At 70.0% G+C, this 23,741-nt stretch carries 18 protein-coding genes; 14 read left to right on the top strand and 4 right to left on the bottom strand.

All coding sequences use genetic code 11. From position 1 onward, the window contains the following. Positions 1-43 precede the first annotated feature (43 nt). Positions 44-1,135, bottom strand: a complete 1,092-nt coding sequence (zapE, locus tag ACH4VO_RS23645; RefSeq protein WP_360990213.1) for a cell division protein ZapE — start codon at positions 1,133-1,135, stop codon at positions 44-46. A gap of 116 nt (positions 1,136-1,251) precedes the next feature. On the opposite strand from zapE, the gene ACH4VO_RS23640 reads away from it, so the two are divergent. The 4 genes from ACH4VO_RS23640 to msrB all read left to right on the top strand — a co-directional run bounded on the left by ACH4VO_RS23640 (position 1,252) and on the right by msrB (position 4,501). Next, complete coding sequence (locus tag ACH4VO_RS23640) at positions 1,252-2,034, top strand: pyrimidine reductase family protein (RefSeq protein WP_360990216.1); 783 nt, start codon at positions 1,252-1,254, stop codon at positions 2,032-2,034. Positions 2,035-2,190: 156 nt separating this feature from the next. Beyond that, positions 2,191-2,643: an indole-3-glycerol phosphate synthase gene (locus ACH4VO_RS23635; RefSeq protein WP_360990218.1), complete on the top strand. Its 453-nt coding sequence runs from the start codon at positions 2,191-2,193 to the stop codon at positions 2,641-2,643. Positions 2,644-2,688: 45 nt separating this feature from the next. Then, positions 2,689-4,083, top strand: a complete 1,395-nt coding sequence (gene murC / locus ACH4VO_RS23630) for a UDP-N-acetylmuramate--L-alanine ligase (RefSeq protein ID WP_360990221.1) — start codon at positions 2,689-2,691, stop codon at positions 4,081-4,083. A gap of 10 nt (positions 4,084-4,093) precedes the next feature. Then, the gene (gene msrB / locus ACH4VO_RS23625) at positions 4,094-4,501 is read left to right on the top strand and encodes a peptide-methionine (R)-S-oxide reductase MsrB (RefSeq protein WP_360990224.1); all 408 of its coding nucleotides are present in this window, start codon (positions 4,094-4,096) and stop codon (positions 4,499-4,501) included. A 168-nt stretch (positions 4,502-4,669) separates the two neighbouring features. On the opposite strand, the gene ACH4VO_RS23620 is transcribed toward msrB, so the two are convergent. The 3 genes from ACH4VO_RS23620 to ACH4VO_RS23610 all read right to left on the bottom strand — a co-directional run bounded on the left by ACH4VO_RS23620 (position 4,670) and on the right by ACH4VO_RS23610 (position 8,248). Further along, complete coding sequence (locus ACH4VO_RS23620) at positions 4,670-6,847, bottom strand: MMPL family transporter (RefSeq protein ID WP_360990227.1); 2,178 nt, start codon at positions 6,845-6,847, stop codon at positions 4,670-4,672. Between the two features lie 40 nt (positions 6,848-6,887). Then, positions 6,888-7,436: a TetR/AcrR family transcriptional regulator gene (locus ACH4VO_RS23615; protein WP_360990229.1), complete on the bottom strand. Its 549-nt coding sequence runs from the start codon at positions 7,434-7,436 to the stop codon at positions 6,888-6,890. Positions 7,437-7,777: 341 nt separating this feature from the next. Continuing rightward, positions 7,778-8,248: a hypothetical protein gene (locus tag ACH4VO_RS23610; RefSeq protein ID WP_360990232.1), complete on the bottom strand. Its 471-nt coding sequence runs from the start codon at positions 8,246-8,248 to the stop codon at positions 7,778-7,780. 630 nt (positions 8,249-8,878) lie between these two features. Between ACH4VO_RS23610 and ACH4VO_RS23605 the strand changes: the two genes are divergently transcribed. From ACH4VO_RS23605 to ACH4VO_RS23560, 10 genes are read left to right on the top strand one after another with little or no spacing between them, the layout of a single operon-like run. Continuing rightward, positions 8,879-10,729 carry a phage tail sheath C-terminal domain-containing protein gene (locus ACH4VO_RS23605; RefSeq protein WP_360990235.1) on the top strand — a complete coding sequence of 617 codons (1,851 nt, stop codon included), beginning with the start codon at positions 8,879-8,881 and terminating at the stop codon, positions 10,727-10,729. A gap of 41 nt (positions 10,730-10,770) precedes the next feature. After that, positions 10,771-11,295 carry a phage tail protein gene (locus ACH4VO_RS23600; RefSeq protein WP_069169413.1) on the top strand — a complete coding sequence of 175 codons (525 nt, stop codon included), beginning with the start codon at positions 10,771-10,773 and terminating at the stop codon, positions 11,293-11,295. After that, positions 11,292-12,062: a hypothetical protein gene (locus ACH4VO_RS23595; protein WP_360990238.1), complete on the top strand. Its 771-nt coding sequence runs from the start codon at positions 11,292-11,294 to the stop codon at positions 12,060-12,062. Before ACH4VO_RS23600 ends, ACH4VO_RS23595 begins: the two co-directional genes overlap by 4 nt. Beyond that, positions 12,055-12,798 (top strand): hypothetical protein, encoded by a 744-nt coding sequence (locus tag ACH4VO_RS23590; protein WP_360990240.1) that lies wholly within the window; start codon positions 12,055-12,057, stop codon positions 12,796-12,798. Before ACH4VO_RS23595 ends, ACH4VO_RS23590 begins: the two co-directional genes overlap by 8 nt. Positions 12,799-12,802: 4 nt before the next feature. Then, positions 12,803-13,711 (top strand): DUF4255 domain-containing protein, encoded by a 909-nt coding sequence (locus ACH4VO_RS23585; protein WP_360990242.1) that lies wholly within the window; start codon positions 12,803-12,805, stop codon positions 13,709-13,711. Positions 13,712-13,717: 6 nt separating this feature from the next. Beyond that, positions 13,718-15,742, top strand: a complete 2,025-nt coding sequence (locus tag ACH4VO_RS23580; RefSeq protein ID WP_360990245.1) for an ATP-binding protein — start codon at positions 13,718-13,720, stop codon at positions 15,740-15,742. Beyond that, positions 15,733-16,017, top strand: coding sequence for a hypothetical protein (locus ACH4VO_RS23575; RefSeq protein ID WP_360990248.1), 285 nt, complete (start codon positions 15,733-15,735; stop codon positions 16,015-16,017). Before ACH4VO_RS23580 ends, ACH4VO_RS23575 begins: the two co-directional genes overlap by 10 nt. Then, positions 16,014-22,451, top strand: a complete 6,438-nt coding sequence (locus tag ACH4VO_RS23570; RefSeq protein WP_360990250.1) for a DUF4157 domain-containing protein — start codon at positions 16,014-16,016, stop codon at positions 22,449-22,451. The genes ACH4VO_RS23575 and ACH4VO_RS23570 overlap by 4 nt, the downstream gene beginning before the upstream one ends. Next, a complete protein-coding gene (locus tag ACH4VO_RS23565) occupies positions 22,415-23,053 on the top strand; it encodes a hypothetical protein (protein ID WP_360990253.1) in 639 nt (212 codons plus the stop codon). The genes ACH4VO_RS23570 and ACH4VO_RS23565 overlap by 37 nt, the downstream gene beginning before the upstream one ends. Then, entirely contained in the window at positions 23,050-23,739 is a 690-nt protein-coding gene (locus ACH4VO_RS23560) for a hypothetical protein (protein WP_360990255.1), read from the top strand. The genes ACH4VO_RS23565 and ACH4VO_RS23560 overlap by 4 nt, the downstream gene beginning before the upstream one ends. The last annotated feature ends 2 nt before the right edge of the window (positions 23,740-23,741 follow it).

The following is a 23,741-nucleotide window of genomic DNA, read 5'->3' as shown; positions in this document are numbered from 1 at the left end:
GCGGCACTCGGGGAGCGCCACGGACGCGGTACGCCCCCCGAACCTACTGCGCCACCAGACCCTTCGCGTCACGCGCCAGGGCGGTCAGCCGCGAGATCGCCCGGAAATACTTCTTGCGGTACCCGCCGTTCAGCATCTCGTCGCTGAACAGCCGGTCGAACGGGAGCCCGGAGGCGAGCACCGGCACCTCGCGGTCGTACAGCCGGTCCGCGAGCACCACGAGCCGCAGAGCCGTCGACTGGTCGGGCACGGGCTCGACGTCCGTGAGGCAGACGGCCGCGATGCCGTCGGTCAGCGCGCCGTACCGGCTGGGATGGACGCGGGCGAGGTGGTCGAGCAGCGCCGGGAAGTCGTCCAGGGAAGCGCCCGCGGTGGCGTACGCGGCCTTGGTGACCTGGTCGCTGGAGTACGGCGGCGGGGCCTCGGGCAGCCCGCGGTGGCGGTAGTCCTCGCCGTCGATGCGCAGGGGCCGGAAGTGGGCGGAGAGCCCCTGGATCTCCCGCAGGAAGTCGGCCGCCGCGAACCGGCCCTCACCGAGCTTGCCCGGCAGCGTGTTGGAGGTGGCGGCCAGCGCCACGCCCGCCTCGACGAGCCTGCTGAGCAGCGACGACACCAGGACGGTGTCCCCCGGGTCGTCGAGCTCGAATTCGTCGATGCAGAGCAGCCGGTGCCCGCTCAGGGTCTGCACGGTCTGCTGGAAGCCGAGCGCGCCGACGAGGTTCGTCAGCTCGACGAACGTCCCGAAGGCCTTGAGCGAGGGAGCGGCCGGTGTGGCGTGCCACAGGGAGGCCAGCAGGTGGGTCTTGCCGACGCCGTACCCGCCGTCGAGATAGACGCCGCGCGGGCCCGTGGGCGCGGCGGGCTTCCTGCCGAACCACTTGCGCTTCCCGGAGCCCGTCGCGTGGGCCCCGCCGAGCCCGGCGGCGAAGGTGCTGAGCACCTCGACGGCCTCGGTCTGGCTCGGCCGGTTCGGATCGGGGACGTACGTCTCGAACCGCACCCCGTCGAAGCGCGGCGGCGGCACCATCTCCGCGACCAGCCGGTCGGCGGGCACGCGCGGTTGGAGGGCGCACAGGGACAGCGGGGCCGTTTCGGCTATGGGGCTCTGCCCCGGCACGGCGGTGGAGGACGACACAACCCCCCAGCTTAACGGCCCCGCCCGGCGGGCTCTCCCGGGGCCGTTCCGCCGGGAAGCGTGGGACAGCCCTTACCGAAGGCGGGGGCGTCAGGCGCCGTGCCAGACTTCACCGCATGCGACGCCTGCTTCCCGTGACGGACCGGACCGACCCAGCCACCGCCCCCGGCGCCACCGACCGCGAGTGGACACTCGACGAGCTGGCCGACGCCTACGCGTACCCCGACAGGGAGGGGGAACCCTGGCTGCGGGCGAACATGGTGTCCACCCTGGACGGCGCAGCCCAGCACGACGGCCGCTCCCAGGGCATCTCCGGTGCCACAGACATGCGGATCTTCGGCACCCTGCGGGGACTGGCCGACGCGGTCGTCGTCGGCGCGGAGACCGTGCGCCTGGAGGGGTACCGCCCCGCCCGGGCCCGCGAGGCCTTCGCAGCCCGGCGTGCGGCGGCCGGCCAGGGCCCCGCCCCCGCGATCGCGGTCGTCAGCGGAAGCCTGGACCTGGACTTCTCGCTTCCGCTCTTCGTCTCCCCCCTCGTCCCGACCCTGGTCGTCACGGGGGCGGCGGCTCCCTCCGACCGGATCCACGCGGCCAGGGAGGCGGGCGCGGAGGTGCTGATCGCAGGAGAAGGCGCCACGGTCGACCCGGCGCGCGCGGTGGCGGAACTGGCGGGACGCGGCCTGACCCGGCTGCTCACGGAAGGCGGCCCCCGGCTGCTCGGGCAGTTCGTCGCGGCGGGCGTGCTCGACGAGCTCTGCCTGACCGTCTCCCCGATGCTCACGGCAGGTGGTGCGCAGCGGATCGCGCGGGGGCCCGCGGTAGCCGTGCCGGATCGTTTCTCCCTCCTGTCGGTCCTGGAAGAGGCAGGATTTCTCTTCACGAGGTACGCGAAGGGCTGAGACTTAGCGGAATGTGCCGTTCCGGTTGGCTCCGGATGGGCACACTTGGTGCTGAAACCCCGTGCAATTGCGGGGCAGGATGGTTTCAGCAGTCGCGGCCGTCCACGGCCGACGAGATGAAGTGGAAGGGCGCCTGTCGTGTTCACAAGCGTTTTGATGATCGAGAAGCCCCTCACTCCGGAGGACGTGGAGTTCGTCACCACCCTCCACGGGGAGGAGCAGATCTCCTTCGTCGTACTGATGCAGCCCCGCGGCGACCAGGCCGACGTCCTGCTGCGCGCGATCGACGACGTGGCGATCGGGGAACTGCGCGAAGCGGCCCGTGAAAGCGAGGAGCCGGAGGGCCGGGAGGCCCGCGAGCCCGCCACGATCGCGCTGGAGTACTCGCTCCAGGAACTGCGCAAGGCAGGGTCCGAGGCGGTCGGACAGGTGGTCGAGGACCACCCCCTGGACAAGCTGAAGACCGTGGTCGACGACTCCCGGGCCGACGAGGTCATCGTGCTGACCGCACCGCACTACGTCGAGGAGTTCTTCCACCGGGACTGGGCTTCCCGGGCTCGGCACAAGGTCGGCGTACCGGTGCTCAAGCTCTTCGCGCACAGCGAATAGGCTGGGGCGGACCGCACTCACGTCGCACCCTCGGGAGACACACGCATGGCACCCGGTATTCCTGCCGCCCTGGAACGGCCGCACTTCATCGGCATCGGCGGCGCCGGAATGTCGGGCATCGCGAAGATCCTCGCCCAGCGGGGCGCGAAGGTGGCGGGCAGCGACTCCAAGGAGTCCGCCACCGCGGAGGCCCTGCGCGCGCTCGGGGTGACCGTCCACATCGGGCACGCCGCCGGCCATCTGGCGGACGACGCCTCCTGCGTCGTCGTCTCCAGCGCCATCCGCCCGGACAATCCCGAGCTGGTCCGCGCCGCCGAGCTGTCCGTCCCGGTCGTGCACCGCGCGGACGCGCTCGCCTCCCTGATGGAGGGCCTGCGCGCCGTCGCGGTCGCCGGGACGCACGGCAAGACCACCACGACGTCGATGCTCGCCGTCGCGCTGTCCGGCCTGTCGCTGGATCCCTCGTACGCCATCGGCGGAGACCTGGAGGGGCCGGGCACCAACGCCGCGCACGGTGGCGGCGACATCTTCGTCGCCGAGGCGGACGAGAGCGACCGCAGCTTCCACACGTACGACCCCCAGGTCGCGATCGTGCTGAACGTGGAGCTGGACCACCACGCGAACTACGCCTCGATGGACGAGATCTACGACTCCTTCGAGGCGTTCGTCGGCAAGGTCGTGCCCGGCGGCACCCTCGTCGTCTCCGCCGACCAGGCCGGCGCCGTGGAGCTCACCCGCCGGGTCCGCGACACCGCCTCGCTCACCGTCGTCACCTACGGCGAGGCCGAGACCGCCGACGTACGGGTGCACAAGATCACCCCGCGTGGCCTGACCAGCGAGGTCACGGTCGTCCTGGACGGCAAGTACCTCACCTTCACGGTCTCCGTACCCGGCCGCCACTACGCGCTCAACGCGGTCGCCGCCCTCGCCGCCGGTGTCGCTCTCGGCATCCCGGCACACAACCTGGCCTCCGCCATCGGCACGTACACGGGCGTCAAGCGCCGCCTCCAGCTCAAGGGCGAGGCGGCCGGCGTCCAGGTCATCGACTCGTACGCGCACCACCCCACGGAGATGGCCGCCGACCTTGAGGCCATGCGCGGCGCGGCCGCCGGGTCCCGGCTCCTGGTGGTCTTCCAGCCCCACCTGTTCTCCCGCACCCAGGAACTCGGCGCCGAGATGGGCCAGGCCCTCGCCCTCGCCGACGCCTCCGTGGTCCTGGACATCTACCCGGCCCGCGAGGACCCGGTCCCGGGCATCACCAGCGACCTGATCATCGACGCTGCCAGGACGGCGGGCGCCGATGTCGCAGCCGTCCACGACAAGGCGGCCGTCCCCGCCGTCATCGCGGGAATGGCGAAGCACGGCGATCTGGTTCTCACCATGGGAGCGGGCGATGTCACCGACCTCGGCCCGCAGATCCTGGACCACCTGTCGAGCTGAGGGAGCCACCGTGGCGTACGACGTCGAGAAGCCGGACGAGCAATGGCGGGCGGAGCTGACGCCCGCCGAGTACGCGGTGCTGCGCAAGGCCGGCACCGAGCCCGCGTTCGTGGGCGAGTACACCGACACCAGGACGGCGGGGGTCTACTCCTGCCGTGCCTGCGGGGCGGAACTGTTCCGCTCCGACACCAAGTTCGAGTCCCACTGCGGCTGGCCGTCCTTCTACGACCCCAAGGACAGCGACGCGGTCGAACTGCTCCAGGACAACAGCCTGGGCATGGCCCGCACCGAGGTGCGCTGCGCCCGCTGCGGCTCGCACCTGGGCCACGTATTCGAGGGCGAGGGCTACCCGACCCCCACGGACCAGCGGTATTGCATCAACTCGATCTCGCTGACCCTGGCGCCGGACGAGAGCTGAGCCCGACGGGGGCCGGCCCGGGAGGGCTGAGCCCTGCCGGACCGGGCCGACGTGCGGCGCGTGGAGCGGCGGAGAGGCGGCCCCGCCGTCAGGAGGTCCGCTTCTGACGGCGGCCGGCGGGGCGGGGCGGCCCCGCCGGTGCCCCTCAGGTCGGGGACACCGGCGCTCTCACGTCTTCACGAGTTCCACCGGCTCCCGCTGCACCGGGATCTCGCGCTGTAGCCGTTCGCCCTCGATGTCGAGGTCCGGCAGGATCCGGTCGACCGGGCGGGGCAGCCACCACGCGGCGCGTCCCAGCAGATGCATCACCGCCGGCACGAGGGCCATGCGGACGACGAAGGCGTCGATGAGCACGCCGATCGCCAGGGCGAACCCGATGGACTTGATGATCGGATCCGGCATGAACACGAATCCGCCGAAGACCGCGGTCATGATCACTGCCGCCGCCGTCACCACACGCCCGTTGTGGCCGACACCGCTGATGACGGATTCGCGGGCATCGGCGCCGTGGACGAAGTCCTCCCGCATCCGCGAGACGAGGAAGACCTCGTAGTCCATGGCCAGGCCGAAGAGGATGCCGATCAGGAGGATCGGCAGGAAGCTGACCAGCGGCCCGGGGGTGTCGAGGCCCACCAGCTCCGCCAGATGGCCTTTCTGGAAGATCGTGACGGTGATTCCGAAGGTGGCACCGATGGTCAGCAGGAAGCCCAGTGCCGCCTTGACGGGTACCAGGATCGACCGGAAGACGAGCATCAGCAGCAGGACGGAAAGCCCGACCACCAGCAGGAGATAGACCGGCAGAGCGGCGGCCAGCTTCTCGGAGACGTCGATACCGACCGCGGTGGCACCGGTCAGGGAGACGGTGGCGCCCTCGACGTCCGCGACCCGGTCACGGATCTCGTTGACGGTGTCCTCGGTCGTGGCGGCGGTGGGACCGGTTGCGGGGATGACGGCCAGGAGGGTGGTGGTGCCCTTCTCGTTCGTCTGCGGGGCAGCTACGGCCAGTACCCCGTCGGTGTCCGTGATGAGCGCGGCGGTCTCCTCGGCCGCCGTAGCGGTCGCCTGCGGGGTGCCGGCGGACACCACGGCGACCAGTCGGCCGTTGAAGCCCTCGCCGAACCCCTCGGTGGTCAGGTCGTAGGCCTCCCGGTTGGGCGACCCGACCGCCTCGGTGCCCGCGTCGGGCAGCGCCAGACGCATGTCCTGCACGGGGAGGGCGAGAGCGCAGAGGCCGACGACCCCGAGCACGAGGGCGGGGATCCGCAACCGTGCCACGATCCGGCCCCAGCGGAAGCCGAAGCCGGCCTCGGTCTCGGTCTCGACGGGAGGGGAGGCGGCCGTACGGACCTGTGCCCGGTGCTTCCGGGGCAGGACGCGGGTGCCGGCGAAGCCGAGGACGGCCGGCAGCAGAGTGAGGGACACCAGCACCGCGAGAGCGACCGTGGCGGCGGCGGCCAGGCCCATGACCGTGAGGAAGGGCACGCCTGCGACCGCGAGCCCGGCCAGTGCGATGACGACGGTGGCGCCCGCGAAGACGACGGCCGAACCGGCGGTCCCGGCAGCCCTGCCCGCTGCCTCCTCCCCGTCCATGCCGTCCGCGAGGTAGTGACGGTAACGGGAGGTGATGAACAGGGCGTAGTCGATGCCGACGGCCAGGCCCAGCATGAGCGCCAGGATGGGCGCGGTGCTGGTCAGCTCCACCGTACTGCTGAGGGCGAAAAGCCCGGCCATACCGGCCGCGACGCCGACCAGCGCGTTCAGCAGGGTCATGCCCGCCGCCACCAGCGAACCGAAGGTGAGGACCAGGACGAGGGCGGCGACGGCCACACCGATGATCTCGGTCGAGCCGACTTCCGGGACGCCCCGCATGATCTCGCCGCCGTGTTCGACGCGCAGATCCGCGACCGACGCGCCCGCCTTCCTGAACGCCTCCCGCTGCGTGTCGGTGATCCCGTCGACACCTGACGCGAACTGCACCTGGATCAGGGCGTACCGGCCGTCCCGCGACACCGCCTTGGCCTCGAAGGGGTCGACGGCCGCGAGGACACCGGGGACCTCGGCGGCCTCCTCGGTCACCGGGGCCACGGCCGAGGGCGTGAGCGTCCCGCCCTCGGGCGCGGCGACGACTATGGTCCCCGTCGCGCCGCCTGCCTGCGGGAATTCCCGGGCGAGCGAGTCCAGGGCCTTTTGGGACTCGGTGCCCGGGATCGAGAACTTACTGGTGGTGGGCCCGCTGAAGGCTGCCGCGCCCGCGCCGAGCAGGGCGAGCAGCAGGAGCCAGAGGGCGAGGACACGTCCTCGGCGGCGGAAGGACAGCCGGCCGAGCCGGTACAGCAGGATTGCCATGCGAGGGAAGCGTCTTTCTCTTCGGTCTGGACGACTACTGTCAGCCGGTCGGATGCCCGAGGGTTCTCCGTGCTCCCTGGACAAGTTCGGCACGCATCGTGCCGGGGTCGACGTCCACGTCGGCAGCGACCGTGACAGCCACGCCGCCGATCACCATCTGGGCCAGGACGCGCGCACGTGGTTCCGCCGAACGGCCGCCCAGCGCATCCGCGAGCTGGTCGACCGCCCGGGGGATGACGGCCAGGACCGGATGGCCGAGCATGTCGGGCAGTTCGGCGAAGATGATCTTTACTTCGAGGTGGTAGCGCATCGCGAGGCCGACATAGCCCGTGACGGCCGCCTCGACGGCCTGATCGCCGTTCAGCGCCGCCAACTCCTCGCTCAGGGCGGAGAGACTCTCGGCCGGCGGAGTCAGCAGTTCGGTGAGGATCGCGTCCTTGCCGGTGAAGTGGTAGAGCAGGGACGCCTTGGAGCAGTGCGCCTCCACGGCGATGTCGTGGAGCGAGGTCCCCTTGAAACCGTGCTCGGCGAAGAGACGCAGGGCGCAGTCGAGAATCTGACGGCGCATCGCGGACGGCGGACGTGGCATGGCCCCACCGTAGCTGACCGATCGGTCAGGGGATCATCGGGATGCCCGTCACTTTGGCCGTCACTCCGGTCGTTCGTCGTCGAGCCGTCGTCCCGTCGGCGGCGGGGGCGCTGGCGTGGCGGCCGCTCGGACGGCGGGCGTACCCGGACCGAGGCAGGGCGTCGGGGGAGGACGGCCGGCCGCGGCGGCGTCGGGGCCTCGGTGCACCGGAACTCAGGTCGGGTCTGTCGGGCGCATGCCGGGCGGCCTCGGGGCCGAGCGCGAGCCCTCCCCATGGCGGTCAGGTGCGGGTGGTCGCTGTGGCGGCTTCGCGGCCAAGGGCTGCCACCACCACACGTGTTTCACTCCTGGCCGGACTCCGTGCTCAGCTCCGCCCGCAGCAGCGGGTGTACGACGCCGGGGAACACACGGGCGTGCACGACCTCTTCCGCCGACCCGCCCTGGACCACGGTTTCGGCAATGCCCCACGGCCGCCCGGTCAGCCGGACGGTCAGGGTGTAGGAGGACGAGCAGCCCAGGCACTCGTAGCGGTCCGCCCAGACCTCCACGTCGGTGACGCTGCCCGGGTACCGCTTCACGTGCCGGTGCCAGGCGTGGCAGTGGCCGCACCTCTCGCCCGGCTCGCAGGTGCCGCCGCACGGACAGGGCACGTCCAGCGACTCGGCAGGCTGCCAGCGCTGGACGAGCATGGCGTCGCGGGTGGCGCCCATGTCCTTCATGGCCTTCAGATTGCGCGCGGCGACGTTGTACGACTCTCCGGTCGCGGCCATCCGGTCCCGGATGACGTCCTTGCGCCCGCGGTTTGTCGTCATGTGTTCCTCCTGGGTGTACGCAGCCCGCCAGGAGGCCCACGAAATCGTCCCTCCTACGGTACCTGGCGCTGTCCGCTCCCAGGCCCGGCCGCCGCCCCCGCCGTCTCCGCCGGTGCCCTGGTGACGCGGGGTCGCCCGGCGCCGATACGGCAGGTGCGGTCTGCGGGAATCCCGTAGGGCGGAGTGCGACATCTGTCCGGGATTCGAACGGCATGGCTGTTCTTCGTGATCCTGACGCACGGCGGCGCGCCGTCGTCGAGTCGGTTCGGCTTGTTTTTCGCGTGGGCTCCGATTTTTCTGTGAAGCGATGGTGAATTGAATCTTCATACGCTGGTGGGGAAATCCTCTGACCATGTCGAATCATTTATCGCCGATCCGGCCAGGTGGTGTCACCGGATGACCGAATCACTACCTTGACCGGTTCTCGTGGGGAGATACACACTCGCCAGAGGCACTCATGTGTCAGGAGCCACGAGCGCGGATGCGGATGGCCCTGCGAGACCAGATATCGCACGGGGTGAACGACGGGGGATACACGCGGGGGGATCGTGTGTGCGTATTTGACGTATGCATGCAATTCGCCCTCACCTCTCCTCTCATCTCTTGGTGCGCGAAGGGAATGGAGGGGGAATGTCGACACACATGGGCTATCCCGGTGTGTACATCGAAGAACTTCCCAGCGGTGTCCGTGCGATCGCCTCGGTCACCACCTCGGTGACCGCGTTCGTGGGGCACACGCGCCGGGGACCGCTCAACCAACCGGTACGGATCACCAGCTTCGCCGACTTCGAGCGCCGCTTCGGCGGACTCACCTCGCAGAGCGCCCTCAGTTACGCCGTGCACCAGTTCTTCGGCAACGGCGGTACACGCGCGGTGATCGTCCGGGTGGCCAAGGCAGGCACGGGTGAGGAGGCCTGCGTCACCCTCCGCTCCACGGAGGGGCACAGCGAGTGCCCGGTCCTGGAGGTGCACGCGAAGGAGCCGGGAGTGTGGGGCTCGGGCCTGCGGGTGGCCGTCGACCACGACACCCCCGCACCGGACAGGACGTTCAACCTCCAGATCCTCGACGCCCGTGGCGGAAGCCGGGAGTCGTTCGCCGGCCTGTCCATGGACTCCGGCCACGGACGCTTCGTCGAGACCGTCGTCAACGCGGGTTCCTCCCTCGTCAGGGTGAAGGCCCTCGACGGGGACCGGCCGGACCCGTCCGGCACGGTCTCCAAACCGTTCGCGGCGGAGCTGCCCGGCCTGGAAGTCGAGCTCAAGGTCAAGATCGGCCATGTGGAGCGTGAGTTCACGCTCTTCGAGCCCGACGGTGACGGCGAGCCGCCGAGCAGTGTCACCGAGTTGGCCCTCCTGCTCGAGCGCAAGCTGCGCGCGCTGCCCGACGCCCCCGGGAAGCACGCCTTCGCCGGTTCCCAGGTCACCGCCTTCGGCAGGCGGCTCCAGGTCGTCGCCGGGTCCGTCGACCCCGAGGACGTGGTCCGCTTCGTCGGCGAGTGTGCCAACGACCTGGGCCTGGAGGCCTCGGTCAACCCACCCGTCTTCGTTCTGGAGGGCGGCAAGGACGGCGACGTTCCGGGCCCGCGCGACCTCATCGGCAGCGAGGGAGGCAAAACCGGTCTCCAGGCGCTGCGTGACGTGGACGACGTCAATCTGCTGGCGCTGCCGGAGCTGTCGGCGTACGAGTCCACCGAGGACATGGTCACCGTCCTCTCGGCTGCCGAGCGGCTCTGCCAGGAGCGGCGGATCTTCCTGCTCGTCGACTCGCCCTCGACCTGGGGCAGCGTCGACGCCGCCCGGGCCGGCATCGGCGCGTTCGAGCCCGTACGCAGCAACCACGCGGGGCTGTACTTCCCGCACCTCCAGCTGACCGACCCGCTGACCGGACGGCTGCGTTCCTTCCCGCCGTCGGGTGCCGTGGCAGGGGTGATCGCCCGTATCGACGGCGAGCGCGGGGTGTGGAAGGCGCCGGCCGGGACCGAGGCGCGCCTCGCCGGTGTCCGGTCGCTGACGGTCAAGCTGAGCGACCGGGAGAACGGACTGCTCAACCCGCTGGGCGTGAACTGCCTGCGCACCTTCCCCGTCGTAGGGCCGCTGGTCTGGGGCGCCCGCACGCTCGAGGGCGCCGACGCGCTGGACAGCGAGTGGACGTACGTGCCGGTGCGACGGCTCGCGCTGCACGTCGAGGAGAGCCTCTACCGCGGTCTGCAGTGGGTCGTCTTCGAACCCAACGACGAACAGTTGTGGCAGCAGATCCGGCTCAAGGCGTCGGCCTACCTCAACGACCTCTTCAGGCAAGGCGCGTTCAAGGGCGGCACACCGCGCGAGGCGTACTTCGTGAAGTGCGACAAGGACACCACCACCGACGCCGACATCGAGCGCGGAGTGGTCAACGTCCTGGTCGGAATCGCCCCCGTCAAGCCCGCGGAGTTCGTGATCGTCAAGATCCAGCAGTTCGCCGGGCAGTTCGACCTCTCGTAGCCGACCCTTCCTGGCCTAAAAATGGAACACGAAGGAATCCGATGGCTGAGTTCCAGATCAATGCCCATCGCTTCGACCCCTACAAGAATTTCAAGTTCCTGGTCCTCTGGGACGGTCGAACGGTTGCGGGCATCAGCAAGATCAGTCCTCTCAAGCGCACCACCGAAGTGGTCAAACACCGTCATGGAGGTGACCCCAGTTCGCCGCGCAAGTCGCCGGGCCGCTCCGAGTTCGAGGGCGTCACGCTCGAACGCGGCGTCACTCATGATCCCGAATTCGACCGCTGGGCCAACAAGGTCTGGCAGGTGGGCGCCGGGCTCGGCTCGGAGGTCTCGCTCCGGGACTTTCGCAAGGACATCATCATCCAGGTGCTCAACGAGGCCGGACAGGTGGCCGTCTCGCACAAGCTCTACCGGGCCTGGGTCAGTGAATACCAGGTCGTCGGCGAGCTCGACGCGAACGCCAACGCCGTCGCCATCCAGAGCGTGAAGCTGGAGTGCGAGGGCTGGGAACGCGATTACGAGATTCCGGAACCGGTCGAACCGTCGTTCACCCACCCGGCTTGAACGTCGTCGTGAACCCCGGAACGGCCCCCACGGGGCCCGCCGAGCTGCTGGCCACCTGGGAGGCCGGGCTGCCTCTGGGCGCGGCGGAGAAGTCGCTGCTGCTGCACCGGGCGGCCCGCCCGGGGGCCGCGACGGACGCGTTGCTGTCCGTACCGGTCGGTGAGCGGGAGGCGGACCTGTTCGCGTTGCGCCGGTCGCTGTTCGGCGAGCGGATGCAGGTGCGGACCGAGTGCGGTGCCTGCGGCGAGGCCATGGAGTTCGACCTCGACGCCGGCGCGCTGGGCGCCCGTCCGGCGGCGGAGCACCGGCTGCTGTGCGTGGCGGAGGACGACTGGGTGGTCGAGTTCCGGCTGCCCACCGTCGCCGACCTCGCAGCGGCCGGTGCGGCCGCCTCCCCCGCGGAGGCACGCCGACGACTGGTGACGGGCTGTACGGTACGCGCCCTGCGGGCCGGTGAGAGCGTCGCCGCGGAGCGACTGGCCGCGCTGCTGCCCGAACGGGTGGAGCGGCTCATCGCCGAGAGGGCTGCCGAGGCGGACCCGACGGCCGAGGTGACGCTGCACGTGGCGTGCCCGGAATGCGGCGAGGCCACCCCGGCCGAGCTGGACATCACCTCCTACCTCTGGACCGAACTGGACAACTGGGCGAGGGACCTGCTCGTCGACGTCCATCTGCTCGCCACCGCCTACGGGTGGAGCGAGCCGCACATCCTGGCGCTCAGCCCTCTTCGGCGTCGTTACTACCTGGAGCTGTGTACCGATGGCTGACTACTTCGACCGGCTGCTCGCCCGGTACACGCCGGTCGGCGCGGCCGACGGCACCGGTGGGACCGGCACCCGGGTACGGGTGCGGCCACGGCTGTCCGGTCCGTTCGAGCGGACCGAGGCGCTGCGGTACGGCCCGCCCGAGCCGGACGAGCCGGCCGCGCTGATCCCCTCCGCCCCCCTGGCGGACCCGGACGGGCCCAGGCCGATGCGGCCGGACCGGGAGGTGCGTACGGAGCGGCACACCGTGGTGCGCACCGAGCGCGCGCCGCAGCCCGACGGGACGGGACAGCCGGTCCGGCCCGCGGCAGCGGCCCCGGCCCCGCCGCCGCGGCTCCCGGTCGCTCCGGTACCGGAGGCCCGGCCCGGCCCGGCGGAAGGCACGCGTGCGGCACGCCGGCGGCGGTCCTCCCCTCCGGGCGAGCCCTTGGCGGCGCCCGCCGGGGCGGCCGCGCCGGCGCAGGTGGCTGCCGCACCGGCGCGTGCGGCGGCGCTCGCCCCGGCGCAGGGCCCCGACTCCGCCGCTGCGCGGGGCGCCGCGCTCGGATCGGTGGGGCGGCGCGCGCCACGCCCGGCCGAACGCGTCGTGCACGTGCAGATCGGCCGGCTGGAGGTCAGCGCGGCGCCGCCGCCCGGCGCGAACGCCTCACCGGCCGTGCCCCCCGCGCCGCCGGCCGGCCGGCCGGCCCCCGTACTGACGCTGGGCGACTTCCTGTCGCGTGGCGGGAAGGGGGACTGAAGGCATGAGCAACGCACTCGCCGTCGCCACGGTCACCCAGGCGCTCGCCCTCCTGATCGAGAGCAACCTGGGACCCGAGATGGACATCGCGGTCAAGGTGGAGACCCGTAAGCCGCCGTCGGAGCCGCCGGTCGAGCCCACCATCACGGTGTTCCTCTACCAGGTGACCCCGAACGCCGCGCTGCGCAACAACGACCTGCCGACACGCGCCGCCGACGGCACCCTGCGCAACCGGGCGGCAGCACCGCTGGACCTGCACTACGTGATCAGCGCGTACGGGGAGGAGACGGAGCTGGTCGGACAGCGGCTGCTCGGCTGCGTGGTCCGGACCCTGCACGAGATTCCGGTGCTGCCCCGGGAATTGATCGAACTGGCCGCCGAGCGACCGCATCTGGCGGGCAGCGACCTGGCGGACTCCCCGCAGCAGGTCCGCTTCACACCGACGGTCATGGACGTCGACGAGACGTCCAAGCTCTGGGGAATGCTGCACCAGACCCCGTACACCCTGTCCGTTGCCTATCAGGCTTCGCTGGTGGTGATCGAGGGCCGTGAGAAGCCGGTCCCGGCGAAGCCGGTGGTGCAACGCACGGTACGGGTGGTGCCGTCCGGGGTGCCGGCGGCTCCGGTGCCTTCCGAGGCCGGGAAGCCGGAGGCTTCGGCGGCAGCCGTCACTCCGGCGGCCCCGGCCGTTCCCGCCGCTCCCTCGAAGAGAGCGGCACCGAAGAAGGCGGCACCGAAGAAGGCGGCACCGAAGAAGGCCGGCCCCGCGAGGGCTGCCACGGCGAAGGACTCCGCCGAAGGCACGGTCCGGGCTCCTGCCAAGTCCACCGAGGCCGCGACCGGGCGAGCGGCTCGACCGCGTCCCCGCAGGGCCGCCGGGAGCGACACATCGGCGCCGGACGACAAGGGCTGAGCCGCGATGCGGAACACGGGGGGTGAGGACATGGGCGTGGGCGACGCGGAGGCCGGCCGAGGCCGGGGCCGTGACGAGGCGGCACAGGGGCGGGCACTCCTGGCGGCCGTCCACGCCGTGCTGGCCCGCGTCGACACCCACGCCGGGCGCGCGACGCGCGATTCGGGACCGGCCGGGTCCGAGCAGCCGGCGGAGAGCACGGACCCCGGCGCCACCCCGGCCGCGTCCCCCGGCCCCGCGGCCCTCGCCGCCCTCGTCGACTGCTTCGGCCTCAGCCCGTTCGAGCGCCAGGTCGTCCTTCTGGCCGCGGCGGCCGAGCTGGTCCCCACGACGGCCGCCCGCTGTGCGGCGGCCTGCGGTGATCCGGAACGGGCGTACCCCACGTTCTCGCTCGCCCTCGCCGCGCTGGAAGATCCGCACTGGAGCGCACTGACACCCGTCGCCCCGTTGCGGCGCTGGCGGATCGTCGAGCTCGACGACGAGACCCGGCTGACCACGTCCCGGCTCCGGCTCGACGAGCGGATCCTGCACTTCCTGGTCGGCTCGCCCTATCTGGACGCACGGCTCCACGGGCTGCTGCGCCGGACCACCGCGCCGGACACGCTGCCCGCCTCCCACGCCCTGGCGGCGGACCGGGTCGCGGCCGGCTGGGCGGGAGCCGGGCGCGGTGCGCCGCTCCGGGTCGAGCTGGTGGGAGCCGACTTCCGTACGCGCGCGGACATCGCCGCGGTCGCCGCGCGCCGCTCGGGACTCGGCCTCTACGAGATGTCGGCCGCCGACCTTCCGGCCGCCCCGGCCTCACGCGACCTGCTGGCCCGACTGTGGCAGCGCGAAGCGGTTCTGCTGCCGGCCGCGCTGCTGCTGGAGGCCGGTGACCTGGACCGTGAACAGAGCGCGGCCACCGACGCGTTCGTCGAGAGCGCCGCCGTGCCGCTGGTCGTGTCCAGCTCCGGTCCCCGGCAGACGGCCCGCCCCCGCGGCGAGCGGGTCGTCGTACCGCCGCTGGACGCGGACGAGCAGCTCGGGGTGTGGACCGGCGCGTTCGCCGCAGTGCCCGAGGTGTCGGAGGGCGACTTGCGTGACCTCGTCGCCCAGTTCTCGCTGCCGGCCCACCTGGTCCGTTCGGCGGGCGCGTCGGTGGCCAGGGACCTGCCCGGCGAGGACGAGCTGGACGCGACCGGACTGGCCTGGCGGGCGGGGCTCGCCGAGGCCCGGATGGGCATGGACGAGCTCGGCCGCCGGATCGAGCCGCAGGCCGTCTGGGACGAACTGGTGCTCGCGGAGCGGCAGTTGAGGATGCTGCGCGCGATCACCGCGCATGTGCGGCAGCGGCCGACCGTGTACGACGAGTGGGGCTTCGCCGGGACCCTGCGCCGTGGGCTGGGAGTCACCGCGCTCTTCGCGGGCGGCTCCGGCACCGGCAAGACCCTCGCCGCCGAGGTGATGGCGAAGGAGCTGGGCCTGGACCTCTTCGTCATCGACCTCTCCCAGGTGGTCAGCAAGTACATCGGTGAGACCGAGAAGAACCTGCGCAAGGTCTTCGACGCCGCCGAGCAGGGCGGGGCTCTGCTGCTCTTCGACGAGGCCGACGCCCTGTTCGGCAAGCGCAGCGAGGTCAAGGACTCCCACGACCGCTACGCCAACCTCGAAGTCAGCTACCTGCTGATGCGGATGGAGGCGTACCGGGGACTGGCGGTCCTCACGACGAACATGAAGCAGGCGCTGGACACGGCGTTCATGCGCCGCATCCGCTTCGTCGTCGACTTCCCGTTCCCGGGCGAGAGCGAGCGGGCCGAGATCTGGCGCCGCGTGCTGCCCGCGCGTGCGCCGACGAAGGGTGTCGACCCCGCCCTGCTGGCGCGCCTGACCGTGGCCGGCGGTTCCATTCGCAACATCGCGCTCTCCGGTGCGTTCCTCGCGGCGGAGGAGGGCGACCACCTGCAGATGCGCCACCTGCTGGAGGCCGCCCGTACCGAGTACCTGAAGCTCGACCGCTCCCTGACACCGGCGGAGGTGCACGGATGGGTGTGAACGAGCAGCGCACGGTACGGGTGGACATCGGCGAGCTGGTGCTCGAGGGGTTCGGACGGGTGGATCCGGAGCGCGTGTCGGAGGCGTTCCAGGCGGAGTTGGGCCGGCTCGTACGGGACCGGGGCGTGCCGCTCGCAGCCGACGGCGGACAGGCGCTGGAGGCCCTGGCGGGGCTGCCCCCGATGCCCGCGAACCTCTCCTCGCGGCGCCTCGGCCGGGAGCTGGCGCGCGCGGTGCACACGGGCCTCTCGGGCGGGGGTGAGGTGACGCGATGAGTACGTCCCACGCGCAGGAGACACGGTCGGACCAGGCCGGCAGGCGCCGCAAGCGCAAGGACCGTGCCGCGGCCCGCGCGCCCGAGCCGAAGAACATCGTCAGCGGCGCGGGCCAGCCCCTCGACCTGAGCGTACGGCGGGAGCTGGAGGAACAGCTCGGCCACGACTTCGGCCGGGTACGGCTGCACACCGACCGGAACGCGGGCGCGCTCACGGAGATGCTCGGCGCCGACGCGGTGGCGGTCGGCCAGGACATCTTCTTCCGCGAGGGTGCGTACCGTCCCGGCACGCTGGACGGTCAGCGGCTGCTGGCCCACGAGCTGTTGCACACGGTGCAGAACCCGCACGGTCTCGGGGCGCTGCGGGCCGGGCGTGACCTGGGCGCGGTGAGCCTGCCGCAACAGGCGGTGGAGCGCGAGGCGGAGTCGGCGGCGCAGGAGTCCGTACGGGACGGCGAGGCGGGAACCCAGGTCGGGGAGGGGCAGTCGACGCCCGGCTGGCTGCGGTACGCGACCGTGGACGCGGACCGGAACAAGCTGGAACAGATCGACCCGGCCACGCTGGTGGAGCGGCTGGCCAACTCGGTCGTGCGTTCGCTGCGCGGCGACCCGGAGGACCGCTCGAAGCGCACCCGCAGGCAACTGGCCCGGATGCCGGAGGAGTTGCAGGAAATCGTCCTGGAGCGCCTGGAGACCAGGCTGCTCAGCTCGGAGCACGAGCGGGTGCTCGACCTCGTCGACGAGGTGGAGGCCTACGACGATGTGGAGCGGGACTCGCTGGACGCCCCGGCCGTCGAGGAAGATCCGGTCGAGGAACTGCGGTACGAACGGGAGACGGAACGGCGCTCGGCCGAGGAGCGGCGGGAAGAGGAGCAGCAGCCCGCGCCGGCGCCGGGTCCGGAGAAGGACCACGACGACGAGGGCGGTGCTCCCGGGAGTACCCCGAAGAACGGACGTACTCGGCTGGGCGGAAAGCAGGAACAGGGCTCGGGCGCCACTTCGGCGGCCCCGGTTCCCGCACCTCAGCAGCAGGAGACGTCCGCTTCCTCCGGCTCGGCCTCGTCCACGTCCCCGGGCGGGGAGTCCGAGGCCGGCGGCAAGGAGACCACCAGCTCCGGTGAGGGAAAGGAAGGCCAGGAACAGCAGGGCGCCCCGGCCGCGAGCAAGGAGGAGTCCGCGGCCAGGAACCGTCCGGGAGCCGTCGATGCGCTCGTGGCGGGACAGCAGCTGAAGCCGGAGGACAAGGGTGGCTCGGAGAAGCCCACGGGTTCTCCGTCCGCGGCCGGCAAGGATGCCCAGTTATCCGGGGCGTTCAGCACGCTCGACGGAGTACGCAACCAGGATCTCGACGGCCCGGAGCAGAGATCCGACGACGATCCGTTCGGTTCCGGCAGCGAGTCGGAGGTGGAGGCCGGCGGGGAGCCGAGTGCTTGGGACGTCAAACTTCAGCCGGAGGACTTCCTGCCGACGCAGGACCTGGATGTGTCCGCCGTACCGACGGTGGACAAGCTGGACCCCTCCTCGCCAGGCACCGCGGCCGCCCCGTCGTTCCCCGCCCCTCCGGTGACGAAAGCCGACCTGGTGCAGGCTGAGCGGGACGCTGAGGACGCGGCGGCGGAGTCCGAACCCGAGCAGGACAGTGCCGGTCCACCCGCGGACGCGGAACCGTCGGCCGAGGCGGACCAAGACGCGCAGGGAGACGCACAGCCCGGCGGACTCGCGCTGGAGCAGGCCGCCGAGGTACGGCCGGTGACGGACTCGCGCGACCCGAAGAGCGGCGCCGACCCGAAGGCGGGTCCCGTCGCCGCGCAGACGGCCGTCCAGGAGGCGCCCGGCACGTCGGAAGCCGGAAGCGACTCCAAGGAGGCGGCCGAGAAGGAGGAGAAGGGCACTCCCGCCGGGGGAGACACGGCGGTGGGTGCGCAGGAGAAGGCCTCGCCTCAGGCGGTGGCCGGCAACGCGGCGGCGCCGGAGCCGGCGGCCAAGGAGGAGCAGAAGAAGACGGACGCGGCACCGACGGGCCGGAGCGAACCGACGGCGGACTCACAAGCACCCTCGCCCGCACGGGACACCCACGTCTCCGGCGGGTCCCACGCGGATACGTCGGGCGGAGCGCCGAACGAGTCATCCGGAAGCGGCCCGGCGAAGAGTGAGCCCTCTGTTCGTACGGAGAGCCCGGCGCCCACTGCGGCCGCTGAACCCACGAAGACTCCCGACGCGCCGACAGCGGCGAAGGCCGCACCGGCTTCCAAGGCCACGGTGTCCAAGCCGGCTCCCGCCCGTGCGGGATCGGGCGGTGGCGGCGGAGGCGGTGGGGCCAAGCCGGCCGGACCAGGCAGGGGCAAGGGCAGGAAGGACTCGGGCGCGGCCCCGAACCTCTCCGGGGTGGCTCCGGAGGCGGGCCTGACCACGGCCTCGAAGCTCAAGCCGCACAAGGCACTTCAGGCGATGAGCGGCGTGAGCGGATCCGTGGACCGCACCGTCGGCGACGAGCACAGGACCCTCGCGGCCGCTCCGCCCTCGATGCAGCGCCCCGCCGGCGCCCCGCAGACCCTGGAGGGCAAGCCGAAGGCCGACGCACCGGCCGAGTACTCCCAGGATCCGGCGGCGAAGTCGGAGGCTCCGGCGGAGGAGAAGGCCGAGGTCGAGGGGGCCAAGGAGCCCGAAGGACAGATCGAGGCCGAGAAGGCGGAGGAGCCGGGTGGCTGGGACACCTTCAAGATGGCCCTGGGCTTCGGCATCGGCAAGGTACTGAGCTGGGTCGGCTTCGAGGTGGACGCGTCGGAACTGGCCGCCAAGTTCGCAGGGCTGCCGACGAAGGACGAGGCACTGAAGAACGCCCAGGCAGGCAACGCCCCGGGCGTGGAGATGCAGGGCGCCGCCGAGCAGACGGCAGGTGAGCAGGGCACTGCCGTCGATACCAAGGGACAGGAGACCGTCACAACGGGCCGTGACGACGCCGCCCGCCCGATGGGGGAGAACCAGGTCTACCCCAACGCTCCCGAGGAGCAGATGACGGCGAAGGTGCCCGGCGGGCAGGGCGGCAGCGGAGGCGTGCCCGACGGCGGCGCCGGCTCGGGGGCCGTGCCTCCCGAGGCAGCCTCCGAAGTGGCTGAGCACGAGCAGGGACCACAGTTCCAGGCGGCATTCAGCGACGGCCGGAAAAGTATGTCCGAGGGCAGGCAGACCAAGGACAGGGACTTCCGCGACTCGCAGCAGAAGCACAAGGCGAAGGTCGACGCAGAGATCGCGGCCAACACCGAGAGCCAGACGGGCGAGCGCGACAAGGCCCTGGAGGAGGTCACCGCCGAGCGGGCCGACTGGCGTACCGAGCAGGACGCGGAGCTCAAGACCCTCGGCACGAAGAAGACCGAGCGGCACGTGAAGGTCCGCACAGATGTCGAGGACAAGGAGAAGAAGACCGACGAGGACGTCGTCAAGGAGAAGGAGGATGGCGACAAGAAGATCCAGGACGAGAACACCAAGGCCGAGAGGGAGGCCGAGAAGAAGCGCGACGACAGCGTCGAGGAATCGGGCAACTGGGTCAGCAAGGCCTTCGACTGGATCAAGAAGAAGGTCATCGAGATCAAGGACGCGATCGTCCGCGTCATCAAGGCGGCGCGCGACGCGGTCGTCGGCTTCATCAAGAACTTCAAGGAGACGGTCGAGCGCTGGATCAACGAGGCCCGCAAGTTCATCGTCGACGCGATCAAGAAACTGATCGACGATCTGATCGAGTTCGCGAAGGCGATGGTCCGGGGGATCATCGACCTGGCCAAGCGGATCAGGAAGTTCATCACGGGGCTGATCGCGGCGGCGATCGCCCTGGTCAACAGGCTCGCCACGGCGCTGAAGCAGGCCATCACCGATCTGCTGGACGCCATCGGCAAACTCCTGAGCAGCATCCTGGACTTCCTCAAGAAGATGCTTCAGGCCGCCCTGAAAGCGGTCGTGGCGGCGGTGAAGGCGGTACTGGACTTCGCCTCGAAGCTGCTGAGCGCGCTCGGCGACTGGATGCTGATCGCGGTCGACTTCCTCTCCGACCCGGGCGGCTGGCTGGGGGGTGCCAAGAATTCCGCGGTGGACGGCGCGAAGAACCACCTGTTCCGGGAGGTCAAGTCCGCCGTCAAGCAGTGGTTCACCGACAAGATCCAGGAGATCATCGGCGTCCCGAAGGCCATCTTGGACAAGCTGCTCAAGGGCGGCATCAAGATGGAGGAGATCGTCAAGGAGGCCTGGGACGCCGTAGTCCCCCAACTCCCCTTGATCATCGGCGAACTGGTCATGACCAAGATCGTTGCCAAGCTGATCCCGGGCGCGGGCTGGGTCATGGCAGTGATCGACGCCATCCGCACGGCCTGGGGCGCGCTGAGCGCCATCCTGAGCGCGCTGGGCATGGTCCTGGACTGGCTGAAGTCGGTCCGGAGCGGCGGCGCCGGCATCCTCTTCGCCAAGGCGGTCGCGGCGGGCGTGGTCGCCCTGCTCGAAGTCCTCTACCAGGCGCTGATGACCGGCATCGGCAAGTACGTCTCGAAGGTGGGCAAGCGCCTCAAGGGCGTCGCCGCGAAGCTGGGCAAGGGCAAGGGCGGGGACAAAGACACAAACAGGAACAAGGACGGCGCGGGCTCGGACGACAAGGGCGGCGGCAAGCAGAGCCAGGGCCAGGACCCGAAGAAGGACACGCCTGCGCCGGGTAACCGCCCCACCACCACGACTACGAAGCCCGACCTCACCAAGCCCGGGAAGCCCAAGAGCACCCCGGGCACAGGCAAAAACGCCAAGCAGAAGGACAAGAACGACACCAAGCCGGACACCCGCCCGACCCCGTTCCCGAAGCCCAAGCCCAAGCCGGAACCCCCGGCGAAGCCGAAGACCGAGCCGGACACGAAGCCCAAGCCGAAGGACGACACCCCGGGCAAGCACAAGGACTCCACGAAGCCGAAGGACGACGGCAAGGGCGGCCCGAACAAGGCGATGGACCAGGACCCGCAAAGGCCCAGGCCCAAGAGCGACGACAAGAACGGCCCGGGCAAGCCCGTCAAGGAGAAGGGAAGCGGAGGCAGGCAGCCGAAGCCCAACGACGGATACGAGGGTCGGGAGAAGCCGAGGTCGGCCAAGGACAAGGACGGGAAGCCGAAGGACAGGGACAAGGACAAGGACACGGCCAGGGAGAAGCAGGGCAAGAAGGACCGGCGGAAGAAGGAAGAGAGCTCGAAGGAGTCCAAAGAGGAACGGCTGCGAAAGATCGTGGCACGGATGCGCCCCAAAATTCGACCGATGCTCAGACGTGGTGTCAAGGGGGCATTACTCCGCAGCGCTTTGACAGGCATGAGGGTCTGGTATCGCCTGACCGAACTCGCTCTTCGGGGAGACGCCAGCGGTGCTCTGCACGCGGCGCTCAATCCAGAGATGGATGTCGAGACCTTCAAGAAACTCCAGGCACTTCAAGCGGCTAACCGTGCCACGCGCGAAGCGCGGGACAAGACCAGGAAAGAGGAGGGAGAGAAGAAGGAGACACCCGATCCGCTGCATCTGAAGAGCGGTATTCCGCTCGTTGAGCAAGCTTTTGCATTCGAAGAGTGGGTGAGCGGGCTACCGAAGAGCGGAAAGCAAGGGCGAGTTGTGCACCCGCAGGTGGAAGAGGCGCAGTCCCCTCGTGTGAAATTCGGCTTCAAGACCGACCCGGCGGCACCGATCATGAGTCCGGAAAACAAGATGGAGACGTATCAGGACCGTGCGGCTTTCGCTCGTGAGCAGGGATTCGGCTCGGATTATCTGACAGCGTCCGCCGACGTCAGTGAAGGGCGAGTTTCAAATATATCAGCGGAACTGCTGAGTGAGGCCGTATTTGATCGCGTATTGCGTGAGCTGGACGAGAGTATGCGGTCGCCGCTTATGCGCCTCGTAGGTCGCGGAGAAATTCGCTGGGCCCAGCAGGGGAAGGACGAGGAAGAGAAGAAACAGCGGGTGCAAGAGATTTTTCGTCGTGGACTCATGGTCCAGCAGAAGCCGGTCGCGGCGTCCGCGCAGGTGCACAAAATTTTGAAGCTCATGGGCAGTCGGGAACCCGGAGCCCCCATGTCTCACTTCAGCGAGGCGGAGCTGGAGCAGATGGCAGCACTGCTGGAGCCGGACAAGAAGAAGTTCTCTGCGGGGAAGAGCGCCTCGAAGAGGTGGGCCAAGAGGAGAGGGATGGTGACGCCGACGGATGAGCAGCTCCGAGAAAGCGTGGAGACTCCGGAACGATATGTGAATCGCTCGGTGCTCTGGTTGGATCGGATTTCCAACTTCGACGACATCCTCGTCTCTCCGGAGACGCAGGAGAGTGTGGCGAAGTTGCTCCGTCAACGTATTCGAGATGCCCGCAACGCGGACCCTGACATCGAGGAAAAGGTCCCGTGGCTCTGGTTGCCGACCCGCAAGGAAGGCGAGTAGTGAGAGAAGAAGGTCGAGTTTTGGTGGAAGTACCTGAAAGTTGTCATGGTGATCGCTTGATCCTGTCCCGTCCCTCAGCCGAAGCTGAAGTGATGCTCTTTGTCGAGGGGGCGGGTTTCACAGAAGGTCGCGAAAATAATACACCTTACGGCTCTGAGCGGGTCTGGGTGATCGCCGGTCGGCTCTTCTTCCACTATGTAGACAATGTGCAGGCTGGTGTTGCATATGTTCAAGTGACCGGAGGGAGTGAGGTTGATGTCGAGCGTTTCACCGAACTGGCCAGGTCATTCTTCAGCCCCCCGGGCGTCGCCGAGTTGATCGACAGGGTTCATTCCGCAGTAATCCGTGAGGATCTGGCGACTTCCTTGGTGCAGCTTGCCGTGGGACTGCCGTCTGCCCCGCCTGATGAAGCCCTCCAGCTCATTCGGGGCGCCTTTGTCGACGATGATCCTTCGTTGCGGAGGGCTGCACTGCTATCAGCTCTCTATCTGAGCTGGGAAATCGTCGGTCCCTGGGTGAAGCGAATGGCAAAGGATGACGCCGCGGAAACGCTGCGGATGCAGGCGAAATATTTCGTCGACAGGAACGAGGGATCCGCGTGACCCGCTACGCAGACATCCCCAAGCCCATCCGCTCCGGAATCGTCGTCGTCGATCCCGAACGCGGCACCCCCCAGCGCATCATCGTCCTCCAGTTCAACCCCGACACCCTGGAACGCAGCCTCGCCCCCCAGTCCGCCGGCGGGAGCGGGGACTCAGGCGGAGGGGGCAGTGGGACTGGGGACCGTAACGAGGCCCTCCGCCTCAAGGGGCCTGCCCAGGAGACCTGGAAGTTCACCGCCGAGATCGATGCCACCGACCAGTTCGAGGTCGCCGCCCCCGACGGGATCCACCCCGAGCTGGCCACCCTCGAAATGCTCGTGCACCCGACCACCGCCCAGCTGCGCGAGGCGAGCCGGCTCGCCAGGAAGGGGACCATCGAGATCAGCCCGATCGAGATGCCGCTCACCCTCTTCACCTGGGGCAGCAAGCGGGTCATGCCCGTGCGGCTCACCGAACTGTCCATCAACGAGTCGGCGTTCGACGTGAACCTCAACCCGATCCGGGCGAGCCTCAGCATCGGCATGAAGGTGCTCAGCGTCAGCGATCTGCCCGCCGGACACCGCGGGGCCGATCTCTACATGGCGCACCTCGCGCAGAAGGAGCAGCTCGCCAGGGCCGCACGTGGCGGTGGCGGACTTCTCTCGCTGGGGCTGGCCGGGAACCACACCGTCCTGGGGAGGGGCTGAGC

It is taken from the genome of Streptomyces sp. NPDC020780, from assembly GCF_044334475.1.
Taxonomy (GTDB): domain Bacteria; phylum Actinomycetota; class Actinomycetes; order Streptomycetales; family Streptomycetaceae; genus Streptomyces.
Note: the sequence above shows the minus strand (reverse complement) of the source record. Positions and strands in the feature narration are given on the sequence as shown.